Annotated in this window: 18 protein-coding genes; 11 read left to right on the top strand and 7 right to left on the bottom strand. The window is 71.2% G+C overall.

The window, feature by feature from the left end; translation table 11 throughout:
• Nucleotides 1–118 precede the first annotated feature (118 nt).
• Nucleotides 119–532 (bottom strand): SHOCT domain-containing protein, encoded by a 414-nt coding sequence (locus ACQUS7_RS06730; RefSeq protein ID WP_435145797.1) that lies wholly within the window; start codon nt 530–532, stop codon nt 119–121.
• 159 nt (nt 533–691) lie between these two features.
• On the opposite strand from ACQUS7_RS06730, the gene ACQUS7_RS06725 reads away from it, so the two are divergent.
• Entirely contained in the window at nt 692–1,030 is a 339-nt protein-coding gene (locus ACQUS7_RS06725) for a hypothetical protein (RefSeq protein WP_435145795.1), read from the top strand.
• An 8-nt stretch (nt 1,031–1,038) separates the two neighbouring features.
• Here the strand turns inward: ACQUS7_RS06725 and ACQUS7_RS06720 are convergent, their stop codons facing one another.
• The 5 genes from ACQUS7_RS06720 to ACQUS7_RS06700 all read right to left on the bottom strand — a co-directional run bounded on the left by ACQUS7_RS06720 (nt 1,039) and on the right by ACQUS7_RS06700 (nt 7,089).
• Nucleotides 1,039–1,464: a hypothetical protein gene (locus ACQUS7_RS06720; protein ID WP_435124261.1), complete on the bottom strand. Its 426-nt coding sequence runs from the start codon at nt 1,462–1,464 to the stop codon at nt 1,039–1,041.
• A gap of 142 nt (nt 1,465–1,606) precedes the next feature.
• A complete protein-coding gene (gene arcS / locus ACQUS7_RS06715; protein WP_435145793.1) occupies nt 1,607–3,475 on the bottom strand; it encodes an archaeosine synthase subunit alpha in 1,869 nt (622 codons plus the stop codon).
• Between the two features lie 24 nt (nt 3,476–3,499).
• Nucleotides 3,500–4,999, bottom strand: a complete 1,500-nt coding sequence (tgtA, locus tag ACQUS7_RS06710; protein WP_435145791.1) for a tRNA guanosine(15) transglycosylase TgtA — start codon at nt 4,997–4,999, stop codon at nt 3,500–3,502.
• Nucleotides 5,000–5,084: 85 nt separating this feature from the next.
• Nucleotides 5,085–6,122 carry a hypothetical protein gene (locus ACQUS7_RS06705; protein ID WP_435145789.1) on the bottom strand — a complete coding sequence of 346 codons (1,038 nt, stop codon included), beginning with the start codon at nt 6,120–6,122 and terminating at the stop codon, nt 5,085–5,087.
• 94 nt (nt 6,123–6,216) lie between these two features.
• A complete protein-coding gene (locus ACQUS7_RS06700; protein WP_435145787.1) occupies nt 6,217–7,089 on the bottom strand; it encodes a PspA/IM30 family protein in 873 nt (290 codons plus the stop codon).
• Nucleotides 7,090–7,200: 111 nt separating this feature from the next.
• Here ACQUS7_RS06700 and ACQUS7_RS06695 point away from each other — a divergent pair, with 111 nt between their 5' ends.
• Complete coding sequence (locus ACQUS7_RS06695) at nt 7,201–7,845, top strand: alpha/beta hydrolase (protein WP_435124253.1); 645 nt, start codon at nt 7,201–7,203, stop codon at nt 7,843–7,845.
• A gap of 149 nt (nt 7,846–7,994) precedes the next feature.
• Here the strand turns inward: ACQUS7_RS06695 and carA are convergent, their stop codons facing one another.
• Nucleotides 7,995–9,059 (bottom strand): glutamine-hydrolyzing carbamoyl-phosphate synthase small subunit, encoded by a 1,065-nt coding sequence (carA, locus tag ACQUS7_RS06690; RefSeq protein WP_435124251.1) that lies wholly within the window; start codon nt 9,057–9,059, stop codon nt 7,995–7,997.
• A gap of 97 nt (nt 9,060–9,156) precedes the next feature.
• On the opposite strand from carA, the gene ACQUS7_RS06685 reads away from it, so the two are divergent.
• The 9 genes from ACQUS7_RS06685 (at nt 9,157) to ACQUS7_RS06645 (ending at nt 17,700) form a co-directional block, all read left to right on the top strand.
• Complete coding sequence (locus ACQUS7_RS06685) at nt 9,157–9,570, top strand: Lrp/AsnC family transcriptional regulator (protein ID WP_435124249.1); 414 nt, start codon at nt 9,157–9,159, stop codon at nt 9,568–9,570.
• A gap of 50 nt (nt 9,571–9,620) precedes the next feature.
• Nucleotides 9,621–10,220 (top strand): NUDIX hydrolase, encoded by a 600-nt coding sequence (locus ACQUS7_RS06680; RefSeq protein WP_435145784.1) that lies wholly within the window; start codon nt 9,621–9,623, stop codon nt 10,218–10,220.
• Nucleotides 10,221–10,382: 162 nt separating this feature from the next.
• Nucleotides 10,383–11,105, top strand: a complete 723-nt coding sequence (locus ACQUS7_RS06675; protein WP_435145782.1) for an SDR family NAD(P)-dependent oxidoreductase — start codon at nt 10,383–10,385, stop codon at nt 11,103–11,105.
• An 89-nt stretch (nt 11,106–11,194) separates the two neighbouring features.
• On the top strand, nt 11,195–12,265 hold the full coding sequence (locus tag ACQUS7_RS06670; RefSeq protein WP_435124244.1) for an aminotransferase class I/II-fold pyridoxal phosphate-dependent enzyme: 1,071 nt from the start codon (nt 11,195–11,197) through the stop codon (nt 12,263–12,265).
• A 115-nt stretch (nt 12,266–12,380) separates the two neighbouring features.
• Nucleotides 12,381–12,758 carry a translation initiation factor IF-5A gene (locus ACQUS7_RS06665; protein ID WP_435124242.1) on the top strand — a complete coding sequence of 126 codons (378 nt, stop codon included), beginning with the start codon at nt 12,381–12,383 and terminating at the stop codon, nt 12,756–12,758.
• A 4-nt stretch (nt 12,759–12,762) separates the two neighbouring features.
• Nucleotides 12,763–13,623, top strand: coding sequence for an agmatinase (gene speB / locus ACQUS7_RS06660; RefSeq protein ID WP_435124240.1), 861 nt, complete (start codon nt 12,763–12,765; stop codon nt 13,621–13,623).
• A gap of 136 nt (nt 13,624–13,759) precedes the next feature.
• On the top strand, nt 13,760–14,527 hold the full coding sequence (locus tag ACQUS7_RS06655; protein ID WP_435126079.1) for a Nif3-like dinuclear metal center hexameric protein: 768 nt from the start codon (nt 13,760–13,762) through the stop codon (nt 14,525–14,527).
• A gap of 183 nt (nt 14,528–14,710) precedes the next feature.
• The gene (locus ACQUS7_RS06650) at nt 14,711–16,978 is read left to right on the top strand and encodes a methyl-accepting chemotaxis protein (RefSeq protein WP_435145779.1); all 2,268 of its coding nucleotides are present in this window, start codon (nt 14,711–14,713) and stop codon (nt 16,976–16,978) included.
• Entirely contained in the window at nt 16,978–17,700 is a 723-nt protein-coding gene (locus ACQUS7_RS06645) for a bacteriorhodopsin (RefSeq protein WP_435145777.1), read from the top strand. Before ACQUS7_RS06650 ends, ACQUS7_RS06645 begins: the two co-directional genes overlap by 1 nt.
• The last annotated feature ends 53 nt before the right edge of the window (nt 17,701–17,753 follow it).

Below are 17,753 nucleotides of genomic sequence, written 5' to 3'. Positions count from 1 at the left end.
GGCGACGGCGGCTCACGCCGAGTCGGCGCGTCGCTCCCGCGCGACCGCGGCGCCCGCGACGCCGGCGACGACGAGGGAGGAGCGGGGGACCATGCCCGCAGGAGGTGTCGGATCGCCGTTACTTGTTTCGTTCGCGGAGCCGCTCGCGGGCGGTCTCCGCGTCGGCGTCCTCGGTCTCCAGGAGCGTGTCGAGCCGCTGTTCGAACTCCACGTCGTCGATGTCGCCGGCGGCGTACCGCTCCCGGAGCCGCTCGACCGGGTCGGCCGCCTCGGCGTCGCGCTCCGCGCCGACGGCGTCCGACTGCGACTGTGACCGCGACCGCGACAGGGACGCAGCCGTCTCCGAGTCGTTGCCGACGAAGACGTCGCCGAGTATCGCGGACAGCGGTGTGAGCAGGAGCCAGCCGACCACCGCGACCGCCGCGCCGGCGCCGCCGCCTCCGAATATGCCCGCGAGCGCGGCGAAGCCGACGGTCGCCACCGCGATGACGCCGGGCGCCGCCTCGACGAGCCGGTGCTGCCGTGGTGTCACGTCCGGGATGATTCAGCAGTGTCGACAAAAATCTCTCGGTGCGGCGTCTCCGTCCCGGTTCGGCACCGTGGCGTTCGGCGCGAATCCTCCCGCCGTCGGGTGCTGTCGGCGTCCGTCGAATCGCTCACCCCCTTTTCGGTGGCCCGCCACCGTCCGAGCATGAAGTGGCGCGACGACCTCCCCGACGACTGGGACGACGCCCCGAACCAGCCGCCGGCCGTCGACCGGCCGGACGCCGAACTCGTCGCCGTCGACGGCGGCGCCGTGTTCCGGCCGACCGAACCCCCCGACCGCGGCGACATCGGGACGCACAGCCTGTTCTGTGACGGCCTGACGGTCCCCGGCCACGACGACGCCGCCGTCGACGGAACCGACGCCGCAGACGGCGACGTGGCTGCGGACGGCGACGCGGACGCCGACGGGCCCGAGTGGTGGACGCGGGACAGCGGCGAGTTCGCGCCGGACGCCTGGGACTGGTCGACCGAAGACGCCGACTGAGCCGCGGTCTACTGCTCCAGGTCGATGCCGTCGCGGAACTCCTCGAACGCGTCGTCGAGTTCGTTCTTGATGGCCTCCCGTTCGTCGTCGGTGAGTTCGCGGTTCTCCTGGGCCGCCAGGACGGCGCGCGCCAGCAGTTCGTTGTTCATCCGCATCGACGGGTGCGCGAAGTTCGCCGAGAGGTCCTGGCGGTCGCGCGACATCTGGTTCCACACGCCGCCCTCCGTGTACAGGTAGGTGAATATCAGCGTGCCGACGAGGGTGACGCCGATGAGCGGCCACGCGTACTCGCCGTGGCCGTACTGCCTGAGCGTGAGCGTCGCGGTGGAGAGCCCGGTCAGGCCGAGCATCGCCAGCCGAATCATCCCCGAGACGCCGTCGACGCGCGCGAGCCAGCGGGCGGCGAGCCGCACCCACCAGCGGTCTGCTGTCATGAGCGGACCTGACGCGGTCGACCCGTAAAACCGGCTTGGACTGTCAGTTCGCGGATGCGTTCGGGGTGCCGGGGCTGCCGCAGCGCGGTGTCGCCGCGGCGCCGCGGCGCCGTGACGCCGTGACGCGCTATTGTGCGGACGCTCAGCGCTCCTCGACGTGCCGGACCTGGACGGCGATGCCGCGGGTGGAGTCGCGCATCTCGGCGCCGAACATCTCCGCGCGGCCGACGGCGAACGCCTTCGGCCCCTCCACGACGACCTCGTCGCCGACGCGGATGTCGTCGTCAGCGTCGACGACGCCCGGCGCGAGCACGCTCCCCTGCGGCACGAACCCGTCGATTTCGACGGTCTTGGTCGGGGCGTCGCTGTCGACCCAGCGGCGGGCACCGGCGAGCGTGAAGGCGAGGACGCCGTAGTTCGGCACCATCGTCGCGAGCTGTTCGCCGTCGCCGTCGCGGACCTGCAGTTTCGGGTAGCGGCTCTTCGTGTGCAGGTCCGAAAACAGGTCGTCGCCGGCGCCGTCGCCGAGCATGTAGTCGGCGAGCGCGCGCACCGTGTTGTGCTGGCGCTCCCGCTTCGTGTACTTCAGTTCGCCGTCGAGCGTCCGCATCAGGTTCCCGATGGACTCCGTCGTCGTCGGATGGTCCTCGACGGTGTACTCGAACGGGACGTCGACCTGCGACTCGACGCGCTCGCAGATCTCTCGGTAGCCGTCCGCCGGGACGTGCGCGATGACGCGCGGGTAGTCGTTCCGCTCCAGGTACCGGCGGAGCACCGTCGCGACGAACTGCTTTTCGTCCTCGGACCACCGGCCGGTGACGACGGTGTCGTAGTGCTGTGCCGGGTACGTCAGTTCGAGCTCCTGCGGGACGACGCCGATGGGCGACGTCATCGACGCGGTGTGCGCGCGGTACTGGACGGCGTCCTGGAACTGCCGGTGGCTCTGGCTCTCGGAGTACGGTTTCCGGGCGGAACACGGCACCAGCACCAGCGGATTCCGGAACCGGTTCCGGTAGCGGGTCGTGACGCGCTCGGCGAACCGCTGGATTTCGACGCGACGCAGCGTGTCGCTCGTCGCCGCCGTCAGTTCGGTGTCGCGGACCACCGGCGTCCGCTCCTCCAGGTAGCCGTACTGCTGGTCGAGTTCGCGGAACGTCGCGGTGAGCCACTGCTCGTGTCGCGCCTGCCCCTCGACGTAGTCGCGGAGCCGGCCTTCGCGGATGCGCTGGCGGACCCGGCGGAGCTCCGCGGCGAGCGCGTTCACGTTGTGGGCCTCGCAGTCGCGCCGGTCGAACGACTCGCGGGGCACCTGACACGCCGGACAGGAGCACGGCAGTTCGTCGAGGTCGTCGAGGAACCGCTCGCCGTCCGTCGTGAGATACCGGCCCTGCGAGCCCTTGATGCGGGCGCGGGTCGCGTCCAGCAGGTCGACGCCGGCGTAGACGAGCGTCGCGGCGTTCGCGGGCGTCGCGACGCCGGAGAGGTACAGCGCGGTGTCGGTCGGCGTCGCCTCACGGACGGAGACGACGGCGTCGACGAACGCGGCGGCGTGCCCGACGAACCCCTGCGCGTCCGAGACGACGTAGGCGTCGACCGGGGCCTCGTCGGCGCCGCCGGCGGTCGGCGCGTCGCTCTTCACGACGGCCGCCGTCGCGGCGTCGACGTCGGGGTACTCCGCGGCGAACGACTCCACGACCTCGTCGCGGGTGCCCGCCGGGAACGACCGGTGTGGGAGCACGGTCAGCGCGTCGTCGTCGCCCTCCGGGACGGTCCGGTCGGCGCTCCACAGGCTCCCGGCGTCGACGACGCGGACGCCGTCGAGGTCGATTTCGGCGGACGCGCCGTCGGCTGCCGCGTCGGCAGCGACGTCCGCGGCCGCGTCGGCGACGCTGCCGCCGTCGGCGTCCGCCACGGTGTCCGCGAGCGCCGGCGTCGTCACCGGCGAGGCGAGCCGGAGCTCCCCGAGCCGGGCGGCGGCGTCCCGCTCGTGGACCTCGAAGTAGTCAGTCATGCGAACACGTCCGTGACCGACGGTTTATTCGCTTTCGTTCCCGTCGCCGCCCAGCCCGGCGAGGTTCTCCAGTTCGACGCCGTCGGGGACGCGGGCGAGCGCGTCGGCACTCCAGTCGTCGTGTGCGAGCGTCACGTCCGCGTCCGGGTTCGCCGCGACGAGCGCCGCGACGCCGTCGGCGGCGGCGCGCTCTGCGGCCTCGTCGGTCCGGTCGGGGAGTTCGGCGGTGAGCGGGTACGTCTCCGAGAGCGCCCGCGGGAACGGCCCGAACGGCGGCTCGACGCGCCACACCTCGTCGTAGGTGTGCTCGGAGGGGGTCCCGTACTCCGAGAGCAGCAGGCTGTCAGGGACGGCGAGCCGGTCGAGCCGGTCGTGGTGCCGCCGCACCTCGGGGCGCCGCGCCGACTCGTGTGACAGCCCGAAGAACGCGCCCTTGCTGGCGCGGTCCTCGCGTTCGAGCTGGTCGGCGTGCTCCAGCATGGCGCGGTAGCCGTCGAGCATCGCCGGGTGGCCGCGGGCGCGCTTCTCCACCAGTTCGAGCAGGTCGCCGTCGCGGATGGCCTGTTTCACGCGGCGCAGCTCCTCGAACGTGACGTGGAGGTTGTGTTCGGCGAGCAGCCGCTCCTGCTCGTCGGCGTCGGCGGCGCGGAGGTCCGCCGGCGTGTGGCGGTGACACACCGGGCAGGCGCACGGCATGTACTCGAGGTCGTCGAGCTGCTCGGTGCCGGAGACGGTGAGGTAGCGGCCGTCGCGGGCGTACAGCGCGTAGGCGGCGGAGTCGAACAGGTCGCAGCCGAGCGCGACGGCGAGCGCGAACATCATCGGGTGGCCGGCGCCGAACAGGTGGACCGGGCAGTCCGCGTCGAGGCCGCGTTTCGCGGCGGCGACGGCGTCCACCATGTCGTCGTAGCGGTAGCTGTTCATCATCGGCACGACCGCGCCGACCGGGAACACGTCGAGGTCGGACGCCGCCGCCTCCCGACCGGCCTGTTCGCGCAGGTCCGGGTAGGTGGCGCCCTGCACCGGCGCGTTCACCAGCATGTCGCCGACGTCGACGTCCTCGGCGTCGCGGAGCGCCTGCCGCGTCGTTTCGAGGTCGGCCGCCGCCTGCTCGCGGCTCACGTCCGGCGGCGTCGGCACGTCCACCGGCGTCCCGATGTCGCTGCCGATGTCGCGCTGGAACTCCAGAATCTCCGTCGTCGACGTGTCGATTTCGCCGTACTCCGCGAGCTGGAACGACCCGGAGTCGGTCATGATGGCGCCCGAGAAGTCGAGCATCTCGTGGAGGCCCTCGTCGAGCGCGCGCTCGGCGAGGTCGTCGTCGCCGCGGATGATGTACGAGTTCGTGATGAGGATTTCGGCGCCGAACGTCGACTCCAGTTTCGCCGGTTCGACGGTGAGGATGTTCGGGTTGATGACCGGGAGCAGCGCGGGCGTCTCCACGGTCGTCCCCGCGCGGGGAACCGTCAGCTCCCCGATGCGGCCCGCGGCGTCGTGCGCCCGGACCTCGAAGGTGTCGCGCATGCATCGCCGTCCGCGGCCGGAACGGGAAGGGGTTGCGGTCGGCCGTCCGCGCGGCCGTTCAGGCAGCCGTTGCGCAGCGGGCCGGCTACGCGTCCCACTCGACCTCTTCGACCTGCTCGGTCGACCGGAGGATGAACGGGCCGATGGAGAGCGTGTGTTTCGTGACGGTCGCGATCCGGAGGACGTACGCGAGCAGCACCAAGAACGGCAGCATGGCGAGCGTCGCCGTGACGGCGATGACGGCGACGAGCGTCTCGACGCCGAACAGCGTGGCGTGGTACGTCGCGTCGTTGAAGAAGGCGACCATGACGCCGGAGATGACCAGCGCCGGCACCGCCGAGATGAGGATGGTGCGCGAGAGGTTGATGAGCTCCCACTGGAAGTACAGCGTCTTGAAGTGTTCGCGCGCCGGACCGAACAGCTCCAGGACGTCCGTCAGCCGGTCGAGGGTGTCGCTCGCCTCGTCGCTCATGCCGTCGCCGTACTCGCCGCGGATGCGCTGGGCGGCGTACACCTTCCACGAGTAGTTGAAGTTCAGCGCCGCCGACAGCACGTCGAACTCGCCGAACCGGGCGCCGTCGAGGCCGTCGCCGACCTCGGCGGCGTTCTCGACGAGGCTGCCGGCGAGGTCGTCGACGGCCTCACGGAGGTCGTCGTCGTCGCTGTCGGCGACCGCGGCGCGGAGCTCCTCGGCGCGCGACCCGGCGACCTGCACGAGCGCCCGCAGGAACTGCGCGGGCCGCGCCGGGGCCACCGGCGCGTCGATGAGGTCGGCCGCGTCCTCGCGGAACCCGAGCGCGCCGCGCATCCGTTCGCGCTGGTCGCCGACGGCGCCGAGTTCCTGCGACAGCACGAGCTGGTTCAGGGTCAACACGAGCGTCACGCCGGTGATGGTGGCCGTGAGAAAACCCTGAAACAGCGTGTCGACGGAGTCGCTCGTCCGAATCGCGCCCTCCGCGGTCGGGATGGCGTAGCCGGCGGCGAGAAACGAGACGAGCAGCACGGCGAGCAGCGTCCCCGTGACCAGCCGCCGGTCCGCCTCCAGCAGGAACCAGAGCTTCCAGCGGCTCTCGGAGGCGCGTTCGCGGAGCAGGTCGCTCGGCTGGTCGCTCGCGTCAGTCACACCTCTGCTTCAGGCGACACCGACAAGAAACGTCCGGCAGTCGCCGAGCCGATGGACAGCCGCACCGTCGCGGCACCGCTTCACGCGCTCCCCGCTACTTCGACTGCGTCGACTCCTCTTCCTCGCGGAGCTCTTCGAGTTCCGCCTCGACCTCCTCGTCGGACGGCTCGACGTCGGCGTCGACGTCGAGCTCGGAGTCCACGTCGGTGTCGGCGTCCGCGTCGACCTCAGTCTCCGCCGTCCCGTCCACCTCGTCCGCCGCGGTCGCGCCGCCGCCGAGTTCGGACTTCAGCGTTTCGAGCTCCGCGTCGACCTCGCGGTCGGCCTTCCCGGATTCGAGCTCCCGGTCGATCTCGTCTTTGTCCGAGAGCGCGTCGTCGAACGCGCCGGTGTCCTGGAGTTCGTCCATCGCCTGCGACCGCGCCTCCATCTCCTCGGTGCGGCCCTCGGCGCGTTCGATCGCGCGGCTCACGTCCTCCATCTCGTCGCCGACGCCGGTCATCGCCTCGGACACCCGCGTCGACGCCTCGGCGGCCTCGTAGCGCGCCTTCATCGTCTCCTTTTTCGTCTTGAACTCGTCGATGCGGCTCTGCAGCTCCTCTTTCTTCTCGACGAGCTGGTCCTGCGTCGACTGGAGGTCCTGAATCTGCCCTTCCAGCTCCTCGATCTGGTTCATCTTCGACTTCTTCTTTTCGAGCGCGCGCCGCGCGAGGTCGTCGCGGTCCTGCTGGACGGCCTCCCGCGCCTGCTCGTTGTGCTTTTCGACGTTCTCCTCCAGCCGCCGCTTCTGGATTTCGAGCCGCTTCTTCTGGGTCGTGAGGTCCGCGATGCCCTGCTTGACGTCCTGCAGTTCGTCCCGCATCTGCTCGTAGCTGTAATCGAGCGTCTCGGTCGGGTCTTCAGCCCTATTGAGGACGGCGTTCACTTTCGAGCGGAGGACGTACGAAGCGCGAGAGAGGATTCCCATACCCGACGGTTAGGCGACTGACCGTATAAATTTCACCCGACAAACGGGTTCGGCCGCCGACCGGTCGGGATTCCCGCTACTGTTTTCGTCCCTCGCCGCGGACGCCGAGCCGTGACCGACGACACCGTCCTGATTCCCGGCGGCCGCGACGTCCGCGCCACCCTCGACCGCGCCGCCGACGCCGCACCCACCGCCGACGAAGCCGCTGCTGCTGCCGCAGCGGACGCCTGCGTGGTCGCGTGCCCGCCGCATCCGCAGCACCGCGGCCACCGCGGCGACCAGCGGCTCCGCGCGGTGAGCGACGCCCTGACGGACGCCGGCGTCGACTGCCTCCGGTTCGACTACGGCGAGTGGGACGAAGGGTACGGCGAGTGCGCCGACGCCCGGAACGCGGCCGCGTGGGCCGCCGACCGGTACGAGTCGGTCGGCCTGTTCGGCTTCAGCTTCGGCGGCTGCGTCGCGCTGCTCACCGCCGCCGACGACCGGACCGACCCGGAGGTCGCCGCGGTCTCCGCGCTCGCGCCGACGGCGCGGCTCGCCGCCGACCTCGACTGCGCCGCGGCCGTCCCGGAGATTCGGTGCCCGGTGCAGGTCGTCTACGGCGCCCGCGACGACACCGCCGACTGGGAGCCGGTCGTGGACGCGGCGCGCGACGCGGGCGCCGACGTGACGGAACTCGCCGCGGACCACTTCTTCGTCGGGCAGGCCGACGCCGTCGGCGACGCGGTCGGGTCGTGGCTCGCGCACCGCGTCTGAACCCCCGCGGTCAGCGGCGAGCAGCGCGGCGACCGCGTCGACAGCGACGGCGAGCAGCGCGGCCGCGACGGCAACGGCGCTGTGCGGGTCGAAAAACGGAAAAGGCGGGTGCGGCGGTCGGAGTCGCTTCGGGGGGCTTCGGGGTCGCGTCAGTCGGCCGCGACGGGCTCGGCGGTTCGTTCCGCGAGCGAGAGCACGTCGTCGAAGAAGTCGAGCGAGTCGTGCGGACCGGGGTTCGCTTCGGGGTGGTACTGGCGGGTGATGACGTCGTACTGTTCGCTCGCGAGCCCCTCGGCGGTGTCGTCGTTGACGTTGACCTGGGTGACGTCGAGCGACCCGGGGTCGGCGACGGAGTAGCCGTGGTTCTGGGTCGTCATGACGACCCGGCCGGTTTCGAGGTCCTGCACCGGCTGGTTGACGCCGCGGTGGCCGAACGCCATCTTCTCGGTTTCGCCGCCGAACGCGCGGGCGACGATCTGCTGGCCGAGGCAGATGCCGGCGAGCGGAAGTTCGCCGGCGAACTCCTCGACGAGCGCCTGTGCGGCCTCGAAGTTCGCGGGGTCGCCCGGGCCGTTCGAGACGAACAGGACGTCCGGCTCGACGGCGGCGACGTCGGCGGGGTCCGCGTCGTACGGGAGGACGTGGACCGTCGCGCCGCGCTCGGTGAGCGACGAGACGATGGAGCCTTTCGCGCCGCAGTCGACGAGCGCGACGTCGACGTCGCCGTCGGCCTCGACGGTGTACGGCTCGTCCGTCGACACCTGCGCGCCGATGTCGGTGTGTTCGGACATCCCCTTGCAGTCGGCGAGTTCGGCTTTCGCGTCGGCCGGCGTCGCGTCGGGGCCGGCGGCGATGCCGCACTTCATCGCGCCCTCCTCGCGGACGGACGTGACGAGTTCGCGGGTGTCGAGGTGGTCGACGGCCGGCACGCCCTCGTCGGTGAGCCAGTCGGCGACGTCGTCGGTGAGTTCGCGAGCGATGGCCGCGTTCGGGTGGACGCAGCCGGACTCGAATCGCTCGTCTCGGACGCCGTAGTTCCCGATCAACGGGTAGGAGAACGTGAGGACCTGCTCCTCGTAGGAGGGGTCCGTGAGGCTCTCCTCGTACCCGGTGTACGCGGTTGTGAACACCAGTTCACCACGTGTGCGGCCCGGCGCACGGGCGCGTCCTGCGAAGACACGGCCGTCCGCGAGCGCGACGTAGGCGTCCGCCATTACGAGATACACACACAGGCCTGGATAATAAGTGCGTCGTTCGAAGCATCGTTACGAAATTCGTAATCGGTTTGTGTCGGCGGCCGCATCCACGTGCATGGACGACCTCGACCGCCGAATCCTGAACGTCCTCCGACACGACGCGCGGACGCCGTACACGGAGATCGCCGACCGCGTCGGCACCAGCGAAGGCACGGTCAGGAACCGCGTCGACCGGATGACCGACGAGGGCGTCATCGAACGATTCACCGTCACTACGCGCACGGGGAACGTCAAGGCGATGGTCGAAATCTCGGTCGACATGAACGTCGACACCAGCAGCGTCTCCGACCAGCTCGCAGACTGGGAGGAGGTCGACTTCGTCTGGCAGGTGTCCGGCGAGGAGGACATCGTGCTCATCGTCGACTGCGTCGACACACGCGCCGTCAACCAACTCATCACGCGCGCGAGAGAGATGAGCGAAGTGGAGGGCACGAAGACGCGGCTGATTCTCGACGAACGCCTCGGCTGACCGGGCGCGGAAGCGAAGCCATCATGGTGCGTCCTCACGCACCCGAAGGCATGAGCACGGACGACGCCGCCGCGGCGGACGACGCGACGGAGGAGGCATCGGTCGGCGAGCCGGACCACGAGAACGCGCTCCAGGACGTCATCGCCGTCGACGGCGACGACAACCCCGAGGGGACCGTGAACCGACTGGACGCGCACACCGGCGACGGAATCCGCCACCGGGCGTTCACCTGCCTCGTCTTCGACGGCGAGGGGCGGCTGCTGCTCGGCCAGCGCGCGCCCGGCAAGCGGCTCTGGGACACCCACTGGGACGGCACCGTCGCCTCCCACCCGGTCGAAGGGCAGACTCAGCGGGAGGCGACCCGGCAGCGTCTGAAGGAGGAACTCGGCGTCACCCCCGACCAGTACGGCGACCTGCGCGTCACGGACCGCTTCGAGTACAAGCGCTACTACGAGAACGCCGGGCTGGAGTGGGAGGTGTGTGCGGTGCTGAAGGTGACGCTCGACGACACCGCGCTCGACCCGGACGAAGACGAGATCGCGGGGCTGCTCTGGGTGGACTACGAGCACCTCCACGAGCACCCGGAGTGGTACCGCCAGCTCCGCCTCTGCCCGTGGTTCGAAATCGCGATGCGGCGCGACTTCGAGTAGGCCGCGCCCGCCCGAACGCGACCCGGAGGCGCTCCGGCAACGCGGCGACGACGCGGGACCGACTCCGGCACCGCCACGGCAACGCGGCGACCCGAACCGACTCCGCTTCCGTGGCGGCTCCGTGTCGAAACCCCGTAATCCCCGGAGCACGAAGCGGGCCGTATGACCGACGACGCGGCCGAGTCGACGCCCGAACCGACGCTGTACGACGACCTCGACGGGCAGGTGGCGCTGGTCACCGGCGCGAACCGCGGCATCGGCCGCGAAATCGCGTCTTCGCTGTCCGACCGCGGCGCGACGGTGTACGCCGGCGTCCGCAGCGTCACCTACGACATCCCCGACGAGTGGCGGCGGCTCACCCTCGACGTCTCGCAGGAGGGCGACGTGCAAGACGCGCTGAACCGCGTCGGCGACGACGAGGACCGGCTCGACGTCCTCGTGAACAACGCCGGCGTCGGGCACTTCGGCGAGCCGCTCCACGAGGAGCGAACCGCCCACATCGACCACACCATCTCCGTGAACCTCCGCGGCCCGATGCTGCTGTGCAAGTACGCGATTCCGCCGCTGCTGAACGCCGAGACGCCCCGCATCGTCAACGTCTCCTCCGGGATGGGCGCGCTCGGCGAGGAGCAGAGCGGCGGCTCGCCGGCGTACCGCGTCACCAAAACCGCGCTGAACGGCCTCACGAAGTACCTCCACGGCGAGTACGCCGACGACGGCCTCATCGCGAACGCGGTGTGTCCCGGCTGGGTCGACACCGAACTCGGCGGCGAGGAGGCGCCGCGGAGCCCGGAACGCGGCGCCGAAACCCCGGCGTGGCTCGCCCGGTTCCGCGACGGCCCCGGCGGCCTGTTCTGGCGCGACAAGCAGGTAATCGACTGGTGAGCCGCGGACGCGGGACGCGCCGCCGAGTCGACGACGCGACCGATTCCGGGACCCGCAGCGTTTAGCGGGAGCCGCCACCACCTCCGCGCATGGACATCGCGCCGTTCGAACTGGAGCGCTGGTTCGCGGAGTACGAACACGAGGCGGACATCATGCTGGCGGAGTCCGGAATCCGGTCGCTCCGCGCCGACCGGTTCGACCTCGACCCGGGGAAGCTGGGGTACGTGATTCCGACGAACGGCGACCCCGAGTTCCGCGCCGACGTCGCGTCGCGGTACGGCCGGTCGGCCGACGAGGTGCTGTTCACCTGCGGGACGCAGGAGGCGAACTTCCTCGCGTTCCTGTCGCTTCTGAACGCCGGCCACGGCGACCACGCGGTGGTCGTGACGCCGACGTACCAGGCGCTGCACGCCGTCCCGGACGCCTTCGGCGACGCGACGCGGGTGCCGCTGGAGCCGCCGGAGTGGGAGCTCTCCGTCGACGCCGTCGCCGACGCGGTCACCGACGACACGGCGGTCGTCGTCGTCAACAACCCGAACAATCCGACGGGGCGGTACCACCCGGAGTCGGTGATGCGGGAGCTGTACGACGTCGCCGCCGCCCACGACGCCTACCTGCTCTGTGACGAGGTGTACCGGCTGCTGGCGGACGAGCCGATTCCGCCGGCGGCGTCGTTCGGCGAGTACGGCGTCTCCACGACCAGTCTGACGAAGGCGTACGGGCTCGCGGGCACCCGGTTCGGCTGGCTCGCCGGGCCGCAGGACGTCGTCGACGCGGCGTGGCGGTGGAAGGACTACACGACGATTTCGCCGTCGCTGTTCGGCCAGCACGTCGCGAAGCAGGCGCTCGGCGAGCAGGAGGACGACATCCTCGCGGAGAACCGCGCGCTCGCCCGGAAACACCACGGCATCGTCGCGGACTGGCTGGACGACCACGGCCTCGACTGGCACGACCCGGTCGGCGTCAACGGCTTCATCACCGTCCCGGACGGCTTCGACGGCTCCCGGGCGTTCTGCCGCGCCGTCGTCGAGGACGCCTCGGTCGTGCTGGCGCCGGGCGACGTGTTCGGCTACGACGACTACTTTCGGCTCGGCTTCGGCCACGAGACCGACGAACTCAGGGAGGGGCTGTCCCGCGTCGGCGACGTCATCAGCGGCTGACCCGGCCGGCCGGAAGCCGCGAATCCCGGGGGAAACCGGCTGGAAGCCGCGCTGTCGGGCGGAGCCGCGACGCGCTATCAAACCGTTTATACCGCCGCCGCGGGAAATCCGGTGTATGCCGAAAGAGCAGAAGCAGGTCCGGGAACTGCAGGAGGGAAGCTACGTCATGATGGACGACTCCCCCTGTAAAATCAACCATTACAGCACCGCGAAGCCGGGGAAACACGGCAGCGCGAAGGCCCGCATCGAGGGGAAGGGCGTCTTCGACGACAAGAAGCGGTCGCTGTCCCAGCCGGTGGACGCGAAGGTGTGGGTGCCGATAATCGAGCGGAAGCAGGGCCAGGTCGTCTCCGTCTCCGGGGAGGACGCCCAGATCATGGACCTCGACACCTACGAGACGTTCACGATGCGCGTCCCGGAGGACGAGGAGTTCGAGCCGGACCAGAACATCGAGTACCTCGAGTACGAAGGCCAGCGGAAAGTCCTCGGGTAAGCCGATGTTCCCGGGCGCCGTCGCGGACCGAGGGGACGCCGACTACGTCGTCGTCGGCGCGCCGCTCGACGCCACGACGACGTTCCAGCCGGGAACCCGATTCGGCCCCGACCGCGTCCGGCGGTTCGCCGAGCCGTTCGACGACTACGACCGCCGGACCGACTCGTTCTTCTCCGACTGCGCGGTTCACGACGCCGGCGACGTCCCGCCGTGGGACGCCGTCGGCGACTACCTCGACCACCTCGCCGCCGAACTCAGAGCCGCCGCCCTCGACGACGCCGTCCCGGTGACGGTCGGCGGCGAACACACCGTGACGTGGAGCGGCGTCCGCGCCACCGACCCGGACGTCCTCGTCACGCTCGACGCCCACCTCGACCTCCGCGACGACTACGACGGGAATCCGCTGAGCCACGCCTGCGTCGCGCGGCGCTGCCTCGACGGCGGCGACGAGAGCGGCGACGAGAGCGCGAGCACCGACGCGGAGCACGCGACCGTCGACGAACTGGTCGTGCTCGGCGCGCGCACTGGGAGCCGCGAGGAGTGGGAGCGCGCGGACGCCCCCGACGTCACCGTCGTCCCGCCGGCGGACGTCGCCGACTGGACCCCCGAGTTCGGCGACCGCGACGTCTACCTCTCGGTCGACGTCGACGCCGCCGACCCCGGGTTCGCGCCCGGGACCGGGACGATGGAGCCGTTCGGGCTGACGCCGCGAGCGATGCGGCGCGTCGTCCGCGCGGTCGCGCCCCGGTGTGTCGGCGCCGACGTCGTCGAGGTGAACGACCGCGACGACGGCCAGACCGCCGCCCTCGCCGCGAAGCTCCTCCGCGAGTTCGTGTTCAGCCACGCCGACGGCGACGCGGACTGACGCGCCGGCAGCGACGGAGATTGACACCCGGCGGCGACGCGGACCGCGACGGCGACGACGGTTCCGCCAGCGACGTCACCGACCGCGGGGACGCGCAGGCTACAAGCCGCTCGCGGTCGAAGCCCGCCGCATGACGATGAAGCTCTCGGAGTTCTCTGCGCGGCTCGACGAGAAACTGGACACGGCGGCGTACGCCGACCTCGACGCGTCGCCGAACGGCCTGCAGGTCGGCCCGGACGACCGCGAAATCGAGACGGCGGCGTTCGCGGTCGACGCCGCGGTGGCGACCGTCGAAGCCGCGGCGGCCCGGGGCGCCGACGTGCTGGTGACGCACCACGGACTGGTCTGGGGGGGCCTCGACCGCGTCACCGGCCAGGAGTACCACCGCATCGCGCCGCTCGTCGTGAACGACGTCGCGCTGTACGTCTCACACCTCCCGCTGGACGGCCACCAGGAGCTCGGGAACGCCGCCGGCGTCGCCGACGTCCTCGGACTCGAAGACCGCGAGCCGTTCGGCGAACTCGGCCCGGAGTACGTCGGGCAGCGCGGCGCCGCGGCCGAGCCGTACACGGCGCCGGAGCTCGCCGGGACGCTCGAACGCGAACTCGACCACGACGGCGAGGGCGTGCAGACGCTGGATTTCGGCCCGGAGCGCATCGAGGACGTCGCCGTCGTCACCGGAAGCGGCGCGGACTGGCTCGGCGAGGCCGCCGCCGCCGGCGTCGACGCCGTCGTCACCGGCGAAGGCAAACAGAAGCTGTACCACGAGGCCCGCGAGGCCGGCGTCACCGTGTTCCTCGCCGGCCACTACGCCACCGAGACGTTCGGCGTGCAGTCGCTGCAGGCGCTCGCGGACGACTGGGGGCTGGAGACGGTGTTCGTCGACCACCCGACCGGGCTGTAGGCGGGGCCGTCGGCGGCAGCCACCGGGTCCGCCGTCCGCCCTCGCCGCCCGGCGCTCGTCGCCCCGATTCGGCTCGCGCGTCGCGCACGACCGAGGTAGCCTTAACACGGAGTAGTCGCGCCGAAATCGTCGTTGATACTTGGCGCCCCGGTTTCAAGGGGCAGGACCTGCTGTGGTTGTCCGATGAGTTTCACGAGTGCGTGGCGCGCACTCACACCTGACTGGCTGCAGCGACGATACGCGGCGAAGCTGACGGTCGCCCTGCTGGTGGTCGTCTCGCTCACCGTCGCGTTCGGCGTCGTGGTCCACGTCCAGACCGACCAGCAGCTCCAGTCGGACGTCAACGCCGAATTGGCGTCGACGGCGCAGGTGCGTGCCGACACCCTCGACACCTGGCTCGCGGGCGTACAGAAACAGACCGTGCTGACCTCGCGGCACCCGGCCGTCACGTCCGGCGACCCGGGCCGCGTCGAGCAGCATCTGAAGCGGCTTCAAGAGACCGGGGTGTTGCCGTCCGGCGTCGCCGCCGTCCACTACTACGACACCGGCGACAAGCGCATCGTGGCGTCGACCGCGGCGGAGATGGTCGGCGTCAGCCCCGCCGAGCAGGGCGCGCCGTTCGCCGAGTCGCCGCCGTCGTTCTCCGGCCCCGACGACACGTACGTCACGCAGCCGTTCGAGGTGCCGGTCGTCGACCACCCGGTGGTCGCCGTCATCTCGCCGGTGCCCGGCGTCGACGACCGCGCGCTCATCTACATGGTGAACGTCGAGGCGAAGGCGGCGGCGGTCACCGGCGGGTCCGCCAGCGAGACGATGGTCGTCGACGGCGACGGCGAGTTCGTCGCGCACCCGAACCCGTCGAAGATCACGTCGCCGTTCGCGGCCGCCGACGCCGTGCTCGGCGACGACGGCGTCGTGCAGCGGGACGGGCAGGTGCTCGCGTCGGCGTCGCTCTCGCAGACCGACTGGACGGTCGTGACGCGGACGCCGGCGGCGTCGGCGTACGCGCTCGGCGACGCTGTGACGTCGAGCATCCTCGGGCTGATTCTGCTCACCGTCATCGGGCTGGCAGTCGTCGGCGTCACCGTCGGGTCGAACACCGCGATATCGCTGCGCCGGCTCGCGGAGCGCGCAGACGAGATGGCGGCCGGGGACCTGGACGTGGAGATGGAGACGCGGCGCGCCGACGAGTTCGGCACCGTCGTCGACTCCTTCGACACGATGCGGGGGTCGCTCCGGTCGACGCTCGCCGACGCGGAGGCGGCGCGGTCGGACGCCGAAGCCGCCCGGTCCGAGGCGCAGGCGACCGCCGACCGGCTGGAGGCGACCGCAGCGGAGTACGAGGACGTGATGCGGGCGGTCGCCGACGGCGACCTGACGCGCCGGGTCGACCCGGACGCCGACAGCGACGCGATGCGGGCCATCGGCGAGGCGTTCAACGGCATGGTCACCGAAATCGAGGGGACGCTCGCGGACGTCAAGCAGTTCTCCGCGCACGTCGTCGACGCCGCCGAAACCGCAGACGAGAACACGATGGAGGCCCGGGAGGCCAGCAGCGCCGTCGCCGACTCCGTCGCCGAAATCTCGACGGGCGCCGACGAGCAGGCCGACCACCTCCACGACGTCGAAGGCGAGATGTCTCAGCTCGCCGCGTCCGCCGAGGAGGTCGCCGCGACCGTCGAGTCCGTCGCGGACACCGCGAGCAGCGCGGCCGCCGCCGGCGCGGACGGACAGGACACCGCCGAGGAGGCGCTCACCGAGATGGACGCCGTCCGCGACCGCACCGACGAGACGATGCGGGAACTGGAGTCGCTCGACGACGAGGTCGCAGAGATCGGCGAAATCGCGGAGGTCATCACCGACATCGCGGAGCAGACGAACCTGCTCGCGCTGAACGCCTCCATCGAGGCGGCGCGGACGGGCGCCGACGGCGACGGCTTCGCGGTCGTCGCCGACGAGGTGAAAGCGCTCGCCGAGGAGACGAAAGAGTCCGCCGAGGAGGTCGAAAACCGAATCGAGCGGATTCAGGCCCGGACGGAGGAGACCGTCGGCGGGATGCGCGAGACCGGCGAGCGCGTCCGCGCCGGCGTCGAGACGGTCGAAGGCGCCATCGAGTCGCTCTCCACCGTCGCCGGCCACGTCGAAGGCATCGACGCCGACCTCGCCGAAATCGAGCGGGCGACCGAAGAGCAGGCGCGCGCCGTCGACTCCGTCGTCGAGATGGCGGAGGACGTCTCCGCAATCGGCGACCAGACCACGGCGGAAGCCGCGCGCGCAGCCGAGAAGACCGACGAACAGACCGACGCGCTCGCCGACGTCGACGCCGCGGCCACCGACCTGGCGACGCGGGCCAGGCGGCTCCGCGGCCTCCTCGGCGAGTTCGACGTCGACGCCGCCGCGAGCGTCGACGCGCACGCGACCGCCGCGGCCCGAACGGAGGCTGACGACTGATGTTCGAACTCACGATACAGACCTGGCTCACCGTCGGTTTCGCCGGGATGGCGCTCGGAACGCTGCCGCCGCTGTGGCAGTCCCGCGCCGACCCGGAGCACCGCACCCACTACGCGATTCTCACTGCGATCACGGCCGTCGCCGCCGTCGCCTACCTCGGCATGCGGTTCGGCGTCGGCACCGTCGCCGTCAGCGGCCGGCCGCTGTACCTGCTGCGGTACGCCGACTGGTTCGTGACGACGCTGCTACTGATGGGCTACCTGTGGCTGCTCACGAACGCCGGCCGCGCCGCGCTCGCCCGGCTGTTGGTGTTCGACGCGCTCGTCATCGGCTTCGGCGTCGCCGCCGTGCTGCTTCCGACGCCGATTCGGTTCGCGGCGTTCGCCGCCGGCGGCGTCGCGTTCCTCGCGCTCGTACGCGAACTCGTGGTCCGGCTCCCGGCGCTCGCGTCGTTCCGGCCGGCGCGTCGCCGCGCGACGTTCGAGAAGCTCCGGAACGTCACGGTCGTGCTGTGGACGCTCTACCCGGTCGTCTGGCTGCTCGGGCCGGCCGGCCTCGGGCTGTTGCAGCCGGCGACGGAGGTGCTGGTGTTCGTCTACCTCGACGTCGTCGCGAAGGGCGGCTTCGTCGTCATGGCGGTCAACGGCCTCGCCGGCCTCACCGACGGCGGCGACGACCGCGAGAGCGCGACCGACGACGCCGAGCCGGTGATTGCCGACTGACCGCCGACTGACCGCTGAACCGAGTGCCGGCGGGCCACTGCTGACGCGCCCGT

The organism is Halobaculum sp. P14 (assembly GCF_051195155.1).
Lineage (GTDB): Archaea > Halobacteriota > Halobacteria > Halobacteriales > Haloferacaceae > JBNTKA01.
This window is presented reverse-complemented; position numbering and strand designations above follow the sequence as displayed.